The organism is Flavobacterium undicola, from assembly GCF_009909155.2.
Classification (GTDB): domain Bacteria; phylum Bacteroidota; class Bacteroidia; order Flavobacteriales; family Flavobacteriaceae; genus Flavobacterium; species Flavobacterium undicola.
In genome coordinates this window covers 24,302-37,876 of record NZ_JAAAPM020000006.1, presented here as the reverse complement: position 1 = coordinate 37,876, position 13,575 = coordinate 24,302, and the positions used below count along the sequence as shown (strand labels likewise).

Below are 13,575 nucleotides of genomic sequence, written 5' to 3'. Positions count from 1 at the left end.
TTGTTTTAATTGGATGAAAAGATAGTGTTTTTTCTTTAAAGATGGTAATTGATACTGTTCTTGAAAAACTTCTAAGCAAAATTTGTTTGATTTTATTTAGGAGTTTTTTTTTCAGCACAGTGCAGGATGATTTTCTATTACATAGCTTATATTTTAGCCATTTAAACTGAGATTAATTTCCTTAAATTATGATAAAGAACAGTTCTGTTAAATTAAATTGCCAATTTTTATGGATTGGAATATTGTTTTTATGTTCTACAATAAGTGCATTGGCACAAAATCAAAATATTAAAAACGATGTTTTTTGGGATACCAAAGACGGACTTCCTATTTACAGTCAGGGTGGTGGGATTTTTAAATTCAAAGATCCTAAAACAGGAATTGAAAAATATTATTGGTATGGCGTGCATTATGAAGAAGCTGAGAAATATAGAAAAGAACCGATTGTAACCTATCCACATTGTACTTTTAAATCCATAACATGTTATAGTTCCACTGATTTGGTGAATTGGACTTTTGAAGGAGATGTTTTTACTGATGAAAATGCATTTCCTGAAGGAAAAAAAACATGGGTTGGACGTTTGGGAGTGGCTTATGTAAAGGAAATGAACAAATACGCACTTTTTGTTCAACATGGAAATCAGGTTCTTATTATGTTAGCAGATTCGCCTACAGCTTTATTTTCCTGGCATCAAAAAATAAACATGCAACCCTGGATTGGCACAACAAATACAGGCGATCAAACTGTCTTTACAGATGATGATGGAAAATCCTATCTTATTTATTCCTATGGAAAAGGGCGAAATAAAATATATGTTTCTGAAATAGGTGTGAAAGAAGGGAAAGTGAATATTTTAGATTGTACCAAAGTTTTTCAGGGAGAAAGCAGAGAAGGGAATTGTATGTTTAAATACAAAAACAAATACTACATGGCTGCTTCTAATATTTATGGCTGGGACGCTTCTTTTGCCTATTATTTGGTTTCAGATAATATCAGAGGGCTTTATTTGCCAACCAATGATATGCAAATTATGAATGGTTCCGCCGGAGATTATGCACATGTAACACAAACTGGATTTTTCTATACCATAAAACGAAATGGCAAAGAAACCGTTATTTATTGTGGTGATCGTTGGGCTGATTTTGCAGGTAATGGTTTAGGGTATAACCAATGGTTTCCACTTTCTTTTGATGGAGCTAAACCTTATTTTAATTCATTAAGTTCATGGAATTTGGACGAAAAGACAGGAAATTGGACAGTTGGTACAGATAATAATTATGTAAAAAACGGCAGTTTTGAAGCCGATAGAAATAAAATCCCGAGTAATATTAAACCCGTTCAGGAACAATTATTAGGTTGGAAAACCAAAGTAATCAAAGGGAATCCAATTCAGGTAAAAAGCGACATTTCGCCACAATTGAATTATTTTAATACTGAAAATGACCGAAAAGAAGTAATTGGCGAAAAAAGCTTGAATATTACCGATAAAGTTGATTTTACTAGAGAAATTACGCAACAAATTAGCTCTTCACCTTATGTGGCTTTAGAAGATGGCGTGTATAATTTGACAGCCAAAGTTAAAAACAGCAAAGGTTTCGCCGAACTTAAAATGCATGCAAATACGGGCGGTGTTGATTATAAATATAGTATTGAAGAAGAAAATACTTCTTGGACAAGTATTGGTATTTCAGATATTGCAGTAAAAAGCGGTAAAATTACCATTGGTTTTTTTGCAAATGGAAAGGCTAATGCTGTTTGTTTAGTAGACGATGTGACTTTGGAGAAAAAATAATTTGGTTTAAAAATGAACCGAAAAGTTCGCAAAGGCTTGCGCAAAGTAAACGTAAAGCTTTGTGAAATTTTATTTTAAAAATCTGCAGAATCTGTAATATCTGCGAGAAAAATTTTCAGTACGCAGATTTTGCAGATTTTTGAACTTTCTGACCTTTGTGAAAAACTTTGCGAACTTAGCGGTTAAGATTATTCGGTAACATTAGTCCAAGTTGCGGGGCATTTTAAGGTAAAAATGTAACTCTGCGTAACTTTGTGTCTCTTTGTGAAACTTTGCGTAATAATTTCTTAGTACCTTTGCGGCTTAGAAAAAAGAAGAAAATGCTTAAAATAGGAAAATACAACAGCTTAACGATATTACGTGATACTAAAGTAGGATTGTTTTTGGGAAATCCAGAAAAAGATCCGGAAGGAATTCACGACGTCCTTTTGCCTAATAAATATGTCCCTAACAAATTTGAAATAGGCGAAGAGCTTATTGTTTTTGTTTATTTAGATCACGAGCAACGTCCTGTGGCTACCACATTAGAACCCTATATTTTATTGAATGAATTTGCACTTTTGCGTGTTAATTACACCAATCAGGTAGGTGCTTTTATGGATTGGGGAATGGAAAAAGATATTCTGGTTCCGTTTAAGGAGCAAGCCCGACCGATGGAAAAAGGAAAACGCTATTTAGTTTACCTTTATATGGATGAAAAAACCAACCGATTGGTTGCTTCAAGTAAGACGAATCAATTTCTTAATAATGATGAGCTTACGGTTGAAAATGGTGAAGAAGTAGAATTGATCGTTTCTCATATTACTGAAATCGGAATTAATGTAATTATCAATGAGAAGCATAAAGGACTTTTATACAAAGATGAAGTTTATGATGACAGTATTCGTACCGGAGACAGAATGCGTGGATTTATTAAAAACATTCGACCTGATAACAAAATAGATGTTTCGCTACAAAAACAAGGTTACGAAAGCATCGAACCTAATGCCGAGAAAATCTTGGACGAATTAAGAGCAAGCCGAGGTTTTTTAAGATTAAATGACAATTCGCATCCTGAAGATATCAAAACGGTGCTTAAGATGAGTAAAAAGACTTTTAAGAAAGCTATTGGAGCTTTGTATAAAGAGAAACTAATCGAAATTAAAGAAGACGGAATTTATCTGGTGAAAGAATAAAAAAAAGAAAGACTAATCCTCACGGTTAGTCTTTCTCTTTTTATAGCTCTTTCTTATTTTTGGACAAGCTATAATATATTTGACAATTGGAAATCCTAATTATAGGTTTCTCGTTAACTGTTCTTTCTTTATCTTTTTTTAACTTCTAAATGCTATTTGGAATCCCATTTTGCAATAAAAGCCTTTGGTGTAAATAGTTTCTTTGGATTTTACAAATTCATTTTAATGAGTGTTTCATCTTGTATAGTAATCCAAATGTTTACCGTAGGTGCTACTTTGAGTAAATTCTAATAAAATTTAGCGTTTCCCTTTTGGGCTCTTTTCTTCCGAAGTTTAAATTTAGTAACGTACTAAAAAGAGTGATAAAGCTTGTTGTTTGTTTCAATAATCTTTTTTTAGGTTAATAAATCCGTTAAGTAACTCTTGTTAGTTTGTATTGTAAATATTTGACCAATTCCTGAACTAACTATGTCTAAATTAGTAAAAAAAATGTTTCAGCTTTCAAAAAAAAGTCTTTATTCGACAAACTTTAACATTTTTAAAGGATTAACGGGATAAGGATTACCGCAAAGGCAATTTAAGCCAAAATTTAAAAAAAAGAGTCGTTTAAAAGTACTATTAAATCATCTTAAATTAATTTTCGGTAGAACGTATACTTTCTGATTTGGTGACAATTTCTTTAATCACTTCGTCTAATTCGTTACTCGATACGATAATATTGTCTATCAGAAATGTTTTTTCTTCGTCTGTATTGTCGTTTTCCTTTAAAAGATTGGTAATTGCCATTAATCGCGATAGAGGAGTTCTTACCACATGAGATTGAATCCAGGTGATTTCTTTTAAAACCTCATTTTGGTTTTCGATTTTTTCGGTATGTTGGATATTGTTTTTAAAACTTTCATCAAGACCATTGAATAATTTTGGAACTAAGGAACAAACCAAAAAGCTTAGGAAGATTAGATTTGAAAAAACTGCAAAAAGTTCGCTTGATTTAAAATTGATATTGTGTGGAGGTGTTAAATCGAGATAAAATAGGCATATATAAAAAATAGAAATATATATGTTAAATAGAGCAGGAGCATATTGGTTTTTAAAAGTATACATAAATGTTGCTAAAAAACAAGCTGCAAGTAAGTATAAGGTACTGTTTAGGCCGACAAAATAAATAAGGAACGAACTTAAAGTATATACCATGCCTATAAACATTAGTTTGCGTTGCTTTATTTTAATTCCTTTTTTAATTCCCGCAAACATAGCTAGTGAAACGGATAAGATGTCAATAAAAACCATAATGTAATACTCTGATTCGAAAGCCCAAATTAAAGAAGGGATCAAAGCAATGGTACTTAATGGAATGATGTATATTATTGTATTGGCAAACATATCATCGCGCCAATATTTCAAATCTTTATTTTCTTCGGAAGAAATCAAAATGTTTTGCCTGACAATTGAGGTGTATTTATTCCATATTTTCATAATCAAATAGTGTTTTTGTATGTTAGGAATAGGGGCTAGTGTAAATATAAAAAATAAAGTAATAAAATACTTATTTTAAGTTAGTTATTTATGCGACGGTATTTTATTGAATGAGTTTTGTTTTTGAGTTAGCGATTCTTTTTTCGGGCTAAATAAAGGATAGCATAGATAAAGTGTAAAAAATGATTTATTTTTACGCTAAAATAATTTAAACCCATTAGGATGGATTGGATCACAGCAAAAGAATACGAAGATATCACTTATAAAAAATGCAACGGTGTTGCCAGAATAGCATTCAACAGGCCTAATGTTCGAAATGCCTTTAGACCTAAAACAACTTCTGAATTATACGACGCTTTTTATAATGCGCAAGAAGATACTTCTATAGGTGTCGTTTTGTTATCAGCCGAAGGACCTTCAACTAAGGATGGAGTGTATTCTTTTTGTAGTGGTGGCGATCAAAATGCACGTGGTCATCAAGGATATGTAGGCGAAGATGGTCAGCACCGATTGAATATTCTTGAGGTACAACGTTTAATCCGTTTTATGCCAAAAGTGGTTATTGCGGTAGTTCCAGGTTGGGCTGTAGGCGGAGGACATAGTTTGCACGTAGTTTGCGATATGACTTTGGCAAGTAAAGAACATGCTATTTTTAAACAAACGGATGCCGATGTAACTAGTTTTGATGGAGGTTACGGTTCGGCTTATTTGGCTAAAATGGTAGGGCAGAAAAAAGCACGCGAAATCTTCTTTTTAGGACGTAACTATTCGGCTCAGGAAGCGTTTGAAATGGGAATGGTAAATGCTGTAATTCCTCATGACGAATTAGAAGCTACGGCTTACGAATGGGCTCAGGAGATTTTAGCGAAGTCGCCAACATCAATAAAAATGCTGAAATTTGCAATGAATCTTACTGATGATGGTATGGTGGGGCAACAGGTTTTTGCAGGAGAAGCAACAAGATTAGCTTATATGACCGAAGAGGCTAAGGAAGGTAGAAATGCATTCCTTGAAAAAAGAAAGCCTAATTTTGAAAAGAAATGGTTACCGTAGGGAAGTAGGGAGTTAGAAGAAGGGAGTTTTTTAGTGAATGTATTTATTACTAGATAAAAAATAACCTCTAACCTCTAACCTCTAACCTCTAACCTCTAACCTCTAACCTCTAACCTCTAACTTTTTAAAATGAAACACTGGATTGAAGCCGCAAGATTGCGCACCTTACCTTTGTCTGTATCAGGAATTATTGTTGGGAGTATGTATGCTCTGGCACATCCTACCGATGAGATATTAACACCAACTGAAGTTTTTAACTGGAGACTTTTTGGCTTTGCCATTCTAACCACATTAGGATTGCAAATCCTTTCTAATTTTGCCAATGATTATGGTGATGGAATGAAAGGAACCGATAATGAAGACCGAATAGGGCCTAAACGCGCCATTCAGAGTGGTGTGATTACACCTGCGGCTATGAAGCGTGCTATTATTATCACTTCTTTTTTGACCTTGCTTTCGGCAATAGCACTGATTTATTACGCTTTTAGAGATACTAATTTGTTTTATTCGCTATTTTATCTTGCGTTAGGAATTCTGGCAATTTTATCGGCTATTCGTTATACTGTTGGAAATACCGCTTACGGTTACCGTGGTTATGGTGATTTGTTTGTATTCGTGTTTTTTGGATTAGTAAGTACTTTAGGAGTCAACTTTTTGTATTCAAAACAATTGGATTTCGAATTGATTTTACCCGCTATGGCTATCGGTTTTTTAAGTGTAGGTGTTTTGAATTTGAACAATATGCGCGATGAAGCTTCCGATAAAAAGGCAGGGAAAAATACGATTGTGGTTAAAATTGGAGGCGAAAAAGCCAAAAAATACCACTACTTTCTAATTGCGGGAGCAATGGTTTTGACTTTAGTATTTGCTATTATAAGCGAATTCAAATTTGACCAATACTTGTTTTTATTGGCTTACATTCCTTTAACTAAACATTTAATTACCGTTTCTAAAAACCAAGAGCCTAGAGATTTAGATCCCGAATTAAAAAAACTGGCCTTAAGTACTTTTCTACTTTCGGTTTTGTTGTCTTTGTGTATGATTTACTTTTTTTCAGATATAGTTGTTAATACCTTTTTAGGTGGTAGATAAATACTTGGTTTGTAGTTTTTAGTTTATGGTTGGTAGTTAAATTAATTCATTGTAACGCTTTAATAAGAAATAATGAATTTTAAAATCTGCATAAATCTGCTAAATCTGCGTGCTAAATTAAAATATAAAAAAAATGAAAATAACTTATTACGGTCATGCTGCTTTAGGAATTAAAGTTGGCGGAAAGCATATTATCGTAGATCCTTTTATTTCGGCAAATCCATTGGCTGAAAATATCGATATTGACAATTTAAAAGCCGATTATATTTTGCTAACGCATGCGCATGGCGATCACGTTTTAGATGTTGAGGCAATTGCTAAGCGTACAGCTGCGGTTATTGTTTCTAATGCCGAGATTGCAGGTTATTATGCAGCCAAGGGTTTTCAGGCGCATCCCATGAATCACGGCGGAAGTTGGAGTTTTGATTTTGGAAAAGTAAAATATGTAAGCGCCATTCATTCGAGTTCGTTTCCTGATGGTTCAAATGGAGGTAATCCGGGCGGTTTTGTTATTGAAGGTGAACATAAAAACATCTATATCGCTGGAGATACCGCTTTGACAATGGACATGAAGTTGATTCCAATGCGTACCAAATTGGATTTAGCGATTTTCCCTATTGGCGATAATTTCACAATGGACATAGAAGACGCTATTCTGGCTTCTGATTTTGTGGAATGTGATAAAATTTTGGGTTACCATTACGATACTTTTGGATACATAAAAATCGACCATAAAGAAGCTATCCAACGATTTTTCGACAAAGGAAAAGACTTAATGCTACTCGAAATAGGAGATAGTATCGAATTATAAAATTTTTTGGAGCTATTTCCTGCTGTACGTTACAATCTCAGGTGGCGAACCCCGCCACCTGAGGATTTTCACTTCCATCAGGGCTCAGTTTTGTATCGTTAATAAACCACATCTGTGAAAAAAATAATTTTAGTGCTATTGATTAGCATTTTTTACCAGTCCGTTTTTGCTCAAAAATCAGGTTATTGGGACAAAGAAAGAGCTACTTCTAAAGAAATTGTTGTTTCGGCAAGAGATAGAATAATTATAGAAACCGATGATTTTCCGGCAGGAACAACCGAATTGATTTATAGAATTACGCTTTTGGATGATAACCAACAAATGACGAGTAGTTTAGTTTCTGTTCTAAAATCGATTCCGGATCCAACAGGAATTAGTCAGGGTTCAGCAGGAGCCGTTTTTTTATTGTCTAAAATTTCAGGAGATGATAAATGCAAATACGCTATTTTTTCGACTAAAGAATTAGCGACTTCTTATAGTTTAAAAGGAGAAACTGCAAATGCTTGCTTGGCTCAAAATGTGGCTTTAAGCAAAGACGCTAAACGACTTTCGATTGATAAATCGAGTTGTATTAAAACGAATACGACTAAATTGTATTTTGGTTTCGAAAGTTCCAATTGGATTATGAAACAGAAAATTGTTCTGGAAGTAGTCCCTTGGGTGGATTCAAAATTAAGTAGAGGTTGGACGTTAGAAAACAGAAAAAATATCATTAGTCAATGCAAAACTTCGGCTTTGGCTAGAAAAATGGGGAATTCAGACGATTTCTGCGTTTGTATTGGAGAGAAAATTCAAAAACAATATAGTTTCCAGGAATTCCAAAAACTCTTGCCTATGGAGCGAGCTAAGGCGTATAAGGATTTTGGAGCAAGCTGTTTTGAAGAAACCGGAATTGCAAACGCTGTTTTTAACGATTTGAGAACAAAAGCTGCTAATAACATTAAAAAAGGCGATTACAGCTCGGTAATAAAAAACTACAACGAAATTGTCAATCAACAAAAAGCAACTGCTTTAGATTACAGTAATTTGGGTTATGCTTATCTGTTGACCAAACAGTACGGAAAAGCTATTAAATCCTTGAAAGAAGGCGAAAAACGAGACGATACCGAATTGTTGGTAAAATTAAATTTAGCACACGCTTATTTATTGAATGGAGAATACTCGAAAGCGAAAACCATTTACAAAGAATACCAAAATCAAAATGTAAACGATAGTGTAAGCTGGACTCAAAAAATTAAAGACGATTATGAGACTTTTGCAAAAGCTGGAATTCAAAATGAAGATTTTGAAAGAGTTTTGAGGTTGTTGAATTAGAGAAAAGAAAATAGAATAAAGAAAAAAGAGTTGATTTTTAAAATAAGTTTGTCGGTTCGAGCGAAGTCGAGAACTTTTCAAAAATCTTAGCGAACCTTTGCGAATCTTTGTGGTAAAATACTCTTTGCGGTTAGAAAAAAAAAATGAAAGCAACCTATCATAAATACATTCTCAATTTCAAACGACCATCTGGAACTTCCCGTGGTGTGATGACCGAAAAGGAAACCTGGTTTCTGGTTCTGGAAAAAGACGGAAAAAAGGGAATAGGAGAGTGTGGAATTCTAAGAGGTTTAAGCGCTGATGATAGACTCGATTATGAAGCCAAATTACAATGGACTTGCGCTAATATTCATTTAGGTAAAGACGCGCTCTGGGAAGCTTTAATTGAGTTTCCTTCGATACAGTTTGGGGTTGAGATGGCTTTTCAATCCTTAGCGAGTGAAACTCCTTTTTTGCTCTTTCCTTCTGTCTTTACCGAAGGCGAAAAATCAATCGAAATTAATGGTTTGATTTGGATGGGCGAAGCGGCTTTTATGAAGCAGCAAATTGAAGAAAAACTAGCTCAAGGTTTTCGTTGTGTAAAACTCAAAATTGGCGCTATAGATTTCGAAAAAGAACTGGAATTATTGCGCTATATTCGAGAGTATTTCACTCCGGAACAAGTAGAGATTCGTGTAGATGCTAATGGAGCTTTTGGTTTAAATGAAGCTTTATATAAAATAAATCAATTGTCTGAATTTAAACTACATAGTATTGAGCAACCTGTTCAAAAAAACAATACTGACAGGATGGCAGAGTTGTGCGAAACGACTCCTTTTCCTATTGCTTTAGACGAAGAGTTGATCGGTGTGTTTACATTGGCTGAAAAAGAGCAATTATTGCAAAAAATCAAGCCGCAATACATTATTTTAAAACCCAGTTTTGTAGGTGGTTTTCGAGGAACTCAAGAGTGGATTACATTGGCTGAAAAGCACCAAACTGGGTGGTGGATTACCTCGGCCTTAGAGAGTAATATTGGCTTAAATGCGATTGCGCAATGGACTTTTTTACAACATAATGTAATGCCTCAGGGACTGGGAACAGGAGCGCTTTATACCAATAATTTTGATTGTCCGCTTGAAGTTTCAGCAGGACAATTGTGGTACAAAAAAGAGTTGGATTGGAACTTTGATTTTGAAAAATCACTTCAGTAGTTCCTCCGTTTTTTGAGGACGATGGATAAATAAATTGAGCAAACCTATTATTGGTCCTATTGCTAAAAGCATATAAATATAATCGGAATTGATAATTTTAGAGCTATATTGAATGAACTGAATGCTGACTATGGTGATAAAAAATCCGATACAATTGACAATAGTAATCGATGTTCCTTTGGTTTCTTTTGGTGCATTTTGGGCAACCAAGGTAGAAAATAGAGGAGAATCTGCAATAACTACAAATCCCCAGAATAATAAAAAGCACATCAGCAGATAGATGGAATCATTAGAAAGTAATAATGGTGAAATAACACAACAAATACAGGAAGACAGCAACATTATGTTGGCTAGTTTATATGGGCTTGTTTTTTGGGAATAGATACCGCTAAAAACACAGGCAAGGCTTCCAAAAGCAATTATTGTAAATGAAAGCAATGGAAGGTTTAGGTTTAAGTTTTGATGCTGGAGTTGGTACTTAGCTAGCATTACAGGAACAAAAGCCCAGAAAGTATATAATTCCCACATGTGTCCAAAATAGCCAAAAGCAACGGTTCTAAACTCTTCATTTTTAAATCCGCTTAAGAATGCTTTGTAATTTAGTTTAGAAGAGGCGGTTCTATAAGGGCCATCCGGAACAAAATTTAAAATTAATAGGCCACCTAAAACAGAAAACAGAGAAGTGGCATAAGCAATCAATTTCCAGGGTAAATTAGTCGTTATACTTTTGATTAAATGGGGAAAAGCAGTGCCAAGTACCAATGCGCCCACCAAAAAGCCTAATGATTTACCGAGTCCTTTTTCGTAATAATCGGATGCAATTTTAATTCCTATTGGATAGATACCAGCAAGAAAAAAGCCTGTTAGAAATCGTAATACAAGTAGAATATTGGGACTGATTGTATCGATGTTAATTCCCAAATTAAATATTGCTGCCAAAAAAGCACTTACTGCAAATACTTTGGATGGAGAAAAACGATCCGAAATAGTAAATATAGAATAGGATAATGTTCCGATGATAAATCCAAATTGAATGGCACTGGTTATATTAGCAAGGAAACCTTCGTTAACTTGAAGATGACGTATTAAATCAGGCATAATAGCATTTCCGGCAAACCACAATGAAGTACAAAGAAATTGAGAAAGAACTATTATGGTTAAAATAGGTTTCATTCTTTTTGTTTTAAAAGATTGCTTTTATTGGGACAGGATTTAAATGATCAGTTAAATTTAATGCTTTTTAAGTATTTAGAATATGAAAAGATACCAGAAAGTAATGGATTGGATTTAGTTTTGAAAAACTAGCGAGAGAAGTTAATAGAGTATGCTTATTTTACAAAGTTGTTTCTATGTAATCATTAAGAGATGATTTGGCTTTTTGATGAATTTTATTTTGCATATAACCAGTCCAACCTAAAAGAAAACCAGAAAAACCGAATGCCTGTTTTGCCCAAATCCAAATATCAAAATTGTCATTTTGTTTGATAATGAGTCCGTCTTTAAAATAAAATTCTGAGTGGATTGTGTTTTTTATTGGTCTTTTGTTTTTTCCAAAAGTATAAGTCGCCGTCCATTGTGCAGAACCTTTATGGGGGCCACTTTTAATAATTGTATATTCTATAGCTAGGTTTCCTTTGCTTTTTTCAATCAACATTTTCCACATTTTAGGAACTTCCGGACCTTTTAATGTGCCAAAAATAGGATCGTGAAATTTTACATTTGGATTATAACAGCTTTCTATTTCTGAAATTGTACCATCAGCAATTGAAGTGTATAATTGATGAATTATTTTTTCTGATGGAGTCATATTTTAGACTTTTAATATAAAATGCGTAATTTGTATTTTAAATTAAATGTAAGAATATTTTTTGTTTTGAATGTTTTTTTGTGGATAAATATTGTGATATTTTTTTGGATGAAAACAAAATTACTCTGCTTACAGCACACTAATTTCTTTGTTTGTATCAAATGTGTTTTTGCTGTTTTTATAGCTAGTCGTGTAATAAGATTTTTTATTAATAGCTGTAAAATTTCCTGTTTGACTACTAAAATTCCCCGATTTCCCTTTGATGTTAAAACGTATCGACGCGATGTTTAGCTTTTTAAGTTTGTTCATTTCAGCAGCTGTAAAAGTAAAATAGGAACTAAGTGTATTGTCACTATTTTTAAATAGTCCTTTATCGGTACAACTGATATAGCTGTTGTCACTAAGATAGACGTACGTCGTGCCAGAAATAATAAATTTAGGATTGGTCGTAGCAGCCGAAATTTTCAATAGACCCCCGCTTTCTGTCTTAGCTACTTGTATTTTGAACTTCACCACTAAGGGAATAATTAGTACTTATGAAATTCCAATTAGGAGTGGCTTTGTATTGTTTATTGCCTTTTAGAGTCATTATTTCCTGACTTGTGGCTGCAATCGAAATAAATAAAAAGAATAGTACTATTTTTGATTTCATTTAGAGATTTTTATGGGTTGTATGTAAAAGTATCTGTCCAATCGGATGTTTTTATGGACGAAACCAAATTGTCGGAATTTATAAAAACACGCAATTCTTTGTTGGCTATTTTTTTACTATACAAAGCTCTAAAGCGATATATTGTTGTTTGGTCATTCGTGTTTTTGTACACTTCAGCTAATTCTAAGTCTTTAAAAGTACCATACCATTGTCGGTATTTGAAACAGGTTTTAGAGAGTTTTTCGATAGTTATATTATTGATAACTGATGTTGTAGCTTCGCTGGCTGTAAAGGGTTTGAATTTAGATGTATTGCAAGTCATTAAAACGCGTTTTCCTAATTCGTAAGCCTTGTTTTTTTGACTGCTGTTGACTTGGCTTAAAGCCAATTTTACAACTTCATCTTTTTGATGTACTTTTTTTGATTTACATCCTACTAATGCAATTAGACTTAAGATTACGATCAGTTTTTTCATTTTAGTTTTTTTATTTTTAATAATAGATTAGGGTCAGGACAATTTTCTAAATAAAAATCCAAATTAGATTCACTGCAAACACCAGGATAATCTCCATCGTAATCCTCAATATTTTTGATGATTTGAAAATGCAAATGTGGTGCATAATCACCATTTTCAGATGGATTTCCAAGGGTTGCCAGTTTTTGCCCTTTTTTAAAAGGCATTCCGTTTTTTAGATTTTTTATACTTTCTAACGACAAATGACCGTATAAAGTATAAAAAACATGATTTTCTAATTGATGTTTTAAAATAATTGTTGGCCCATAATCGCCAATTGCGGCATTATTCTTAAGACTATGAATCCAGCCATCCATTGGACAAATTACGGATGTTCCTGCCTGAGTCCATAAATCAACTCCAATGTGAATGTTACGTTCTTCTGAATTCTCATTCTTAAAATGGGTACTTCTTTGGTATAAATTTCGTTTTTCCAGATAACCTCCAAAGGCAATTTTAGAATCGCAAAATTCTCTTTGTTGTTGAATGTAAGCTTCAACTGCTGTAGCATTTGCGAGATTAATCGTTTCTAAATCCACATTAGAAGCTGATAAATCCAAAGGAAAATAATCCTTCTCCGAATTGGCATTAGCCAATAGATGAATAGGTTCTGTATTTTTGAAAAGATTTTTGATGATTGTCATTATTTTGAAAGATTAAAATAAGACAAAAAAAGCCAAGCTAAAAAATTCAGT

General features: G+C 33.5%; 14 protein-coding genes. 7 read left to right on the top strand and 7 right to left on the bottom strand.

Translation table 11 applies throughout. The features are described from left to right. Nucleotides 1–188 precede the first annotated feature (188 nt). Both GTZ96_RS05135 and GTZ96_RS05130 read left to right on the top strand, forming a co-directional pair. A complete protein-coding gene (locus tag GTZ96_RS05135) occupies nt 189–1,793 on the top strand; it encodes a family 43 glycosylhydrolase (protein ID WP_161641545.1) in 1,605 nt (534 codons plus the stop codon). Nucleotides 1,794–2,113: 320 nt separating this feature from the next. Further along, complete coding sequence (locus GTZ96_RS05130) at nt 2,114–2,968, top strand: CvfB family protein (protein WP_161641543.1); 855 nt, start codon at nt 2,114–2,116, stop codon at nt 2,966–2,968. Nucleotides 2,969–3,601: 633 nt separating this feature from the next. Here the strand turns inward: GTZ96_RS05130 and GTZ96_RS05125 are convergent. Continuing rightward, nucleotides 3,602–4,444 carry a hypothetical protein gene (locus GTZ96_RS05125; RefSeq protein ID WP_161641541.1) on the bottom strand — a complete coding sequence of 281 codons (843 nt, stop codon included), beginning with the start codon at nt 4,442–4,444 and terminating at the stop codon, nt 3,602–3,604. Nucleotides 4,445–4,666: 222 nt separating this feature from the next. Here GTZ96_RS05125 and GTZ96_RS05120 point away from each other — a divergent pair, with 222 nt between their 5' ends. The 5 genes from GTZ96_RS05120 to GTZ96_RS05100 all read left to right on the top strand — a co-directional run bounded on the left by GTZ96_RS05120 (nt 4,667) and on the right by GTZ96_RS05100 (nt 9,907). Continuing rightward, a complete protein-coding gene (locus GTZ96_RS05120) occupies nt 4,667–5,497 on the top strand; it encodes a 1,4-dihydroxy-2-naphthoyl-CoA synthase (protein ID WP_161641539.1) in 831 nt (276 codons plus the stop codon). A gap of 129 nt (nt 5,498–5,626) precedes the next feature. Next, nucleotides 5,627–6,589, top strand: coding sequence for a 1,4-dihydroxy-2-naphthoate octaprenyltransferase (menA, locus tag GTZ96_RS05115; RefSeq protein WP_161641537.1), 963 nt, complete (start codon nt 5,627–5,629; stop codon nt 6,587–6,589). Nucleotides 6,590–6,722: 133 nt separating this feature from the next. Then, nucleotides 6,723–7,400 carry a metal-dependent hydrolase gene (locus GTZ96_RS05110; protein ID WP_161641535.1) on the top strand — a complete coding sequence of 226 codons (678 nt, stop codon included), beginning with the start codon at nt 6,723–6,725 and terminating at the stop codon, nt 7,398–7,400. Between the two features lie 114 nt (nt 7,401–7,514). Then, on the top strand, nt 7,515–8,714 hold the full coding sequence (locus GTZ96_RS05105; RefSeq protein ID WP_181033146.1) for a tetratricopeptide repeat protein: 1,200 nt from the start codon (nt 7,515–7,517) through the stop codon (nt 8,712–8,714). A 143-nt stretch (nt 8,715–8,857) separates the two neighbouring features. Then, nucleotides 8,858–9,907 (top strand): o-succinylbenzoate synthase, encoded by a 1,050-nt coding sequence (locus tag GTZ96_RS05100; protein WP_161641533.1) that lies wholly within the window; start codon nt 8,858–8,860, stop codon nt 9,905–9,907. Here the strand turns inward: GTZ96_RS05100 and GTZ96_RS05095 are convergent. The 6 genes from GTZ96_RS05095 to GTZ96_RS05070 form a co-directional block, all read right to left on the bottom strand. After that, nucleotides 9,896–11,080: an MFS transporter gene (locus GTZ96_RS05095; RefSeq protein WP_161641531.1), complete on the bottom strand. Its 1,185-nt coding sequence runs from the start codon at nt 11,078–11,080 to the stop codon at nt 9,896–9,898. The two genes, GTZ96_RS05100 and GTZ96_RS05095, sit on opposite strands and share 12 nt — an antisense overlap. A 160-nt stretch (nt 11,081–11,240) precedes the next feature. Beyond that, nucleotides 11,241–11,714 carry a nuclear transport factor 2 family protein gene (locus GTZ96_RS05090; protein WP_161641529.1) on the bottom strand — a complete coding sequence of 158 codons (474 nt, stop codon included), beginning with the start codon at nt 11,712–11,714 and terminating at the stop codon, nt 11,241–11,243. Nucleotides 11,715–11,843: 129 nt separating this feature from the next. Beyond that, entirely contained in the window at nt 11,844–12,182 is a 339-nt protein-coding gene (locus tag GTZ96_RS05085) for a hypothetical protein (RefSeq protein ID WP_181033145.1), read from the bottom strand. A gap of 19 nt (nt 12,183–12,201) precedes the next feature. Further along, the gene (locus tag GTZ96_RS05080) at nt 12,202–12,366 is read right to left on the bottom strand and encodes a hypothetical protein (RefSeq protein ID WP_161641527.1); all 165 of its coding nucleotides are present in this window, start codon (nt 12,364–12,366) and stop codon (nt 12,202–12,204) included. Between the two features lie 10 nt (nt 12,367–12,376). After that, nucleotides 12,377–12,841, bottom strand: a complete 465-nt coding sequence (locus tag GTZ96_RS05075; RefSeq protein WP_161641525.1) for a hypothetical protein — start codon at nt 12,839–12,841, stop codon at nt 12,377–12,379. Next, a complete protein-coding gene (locus tag GTZ96_RS05070) occupies nt 12,838–13,524 on the bottom strand; it encodes a peptidoglycan DD-metalloendopeptidase family protein (protein ID WP_161641523.1) in 687 nt (228 codons plus the stop codon). Before GTZ96_RS05070 ends, GTZ96_RS05075 begins: the two co-directional genes overlap by 4 nt. Nucleotides 13,525–13,575: the final 51 nt, after the last annotated feature.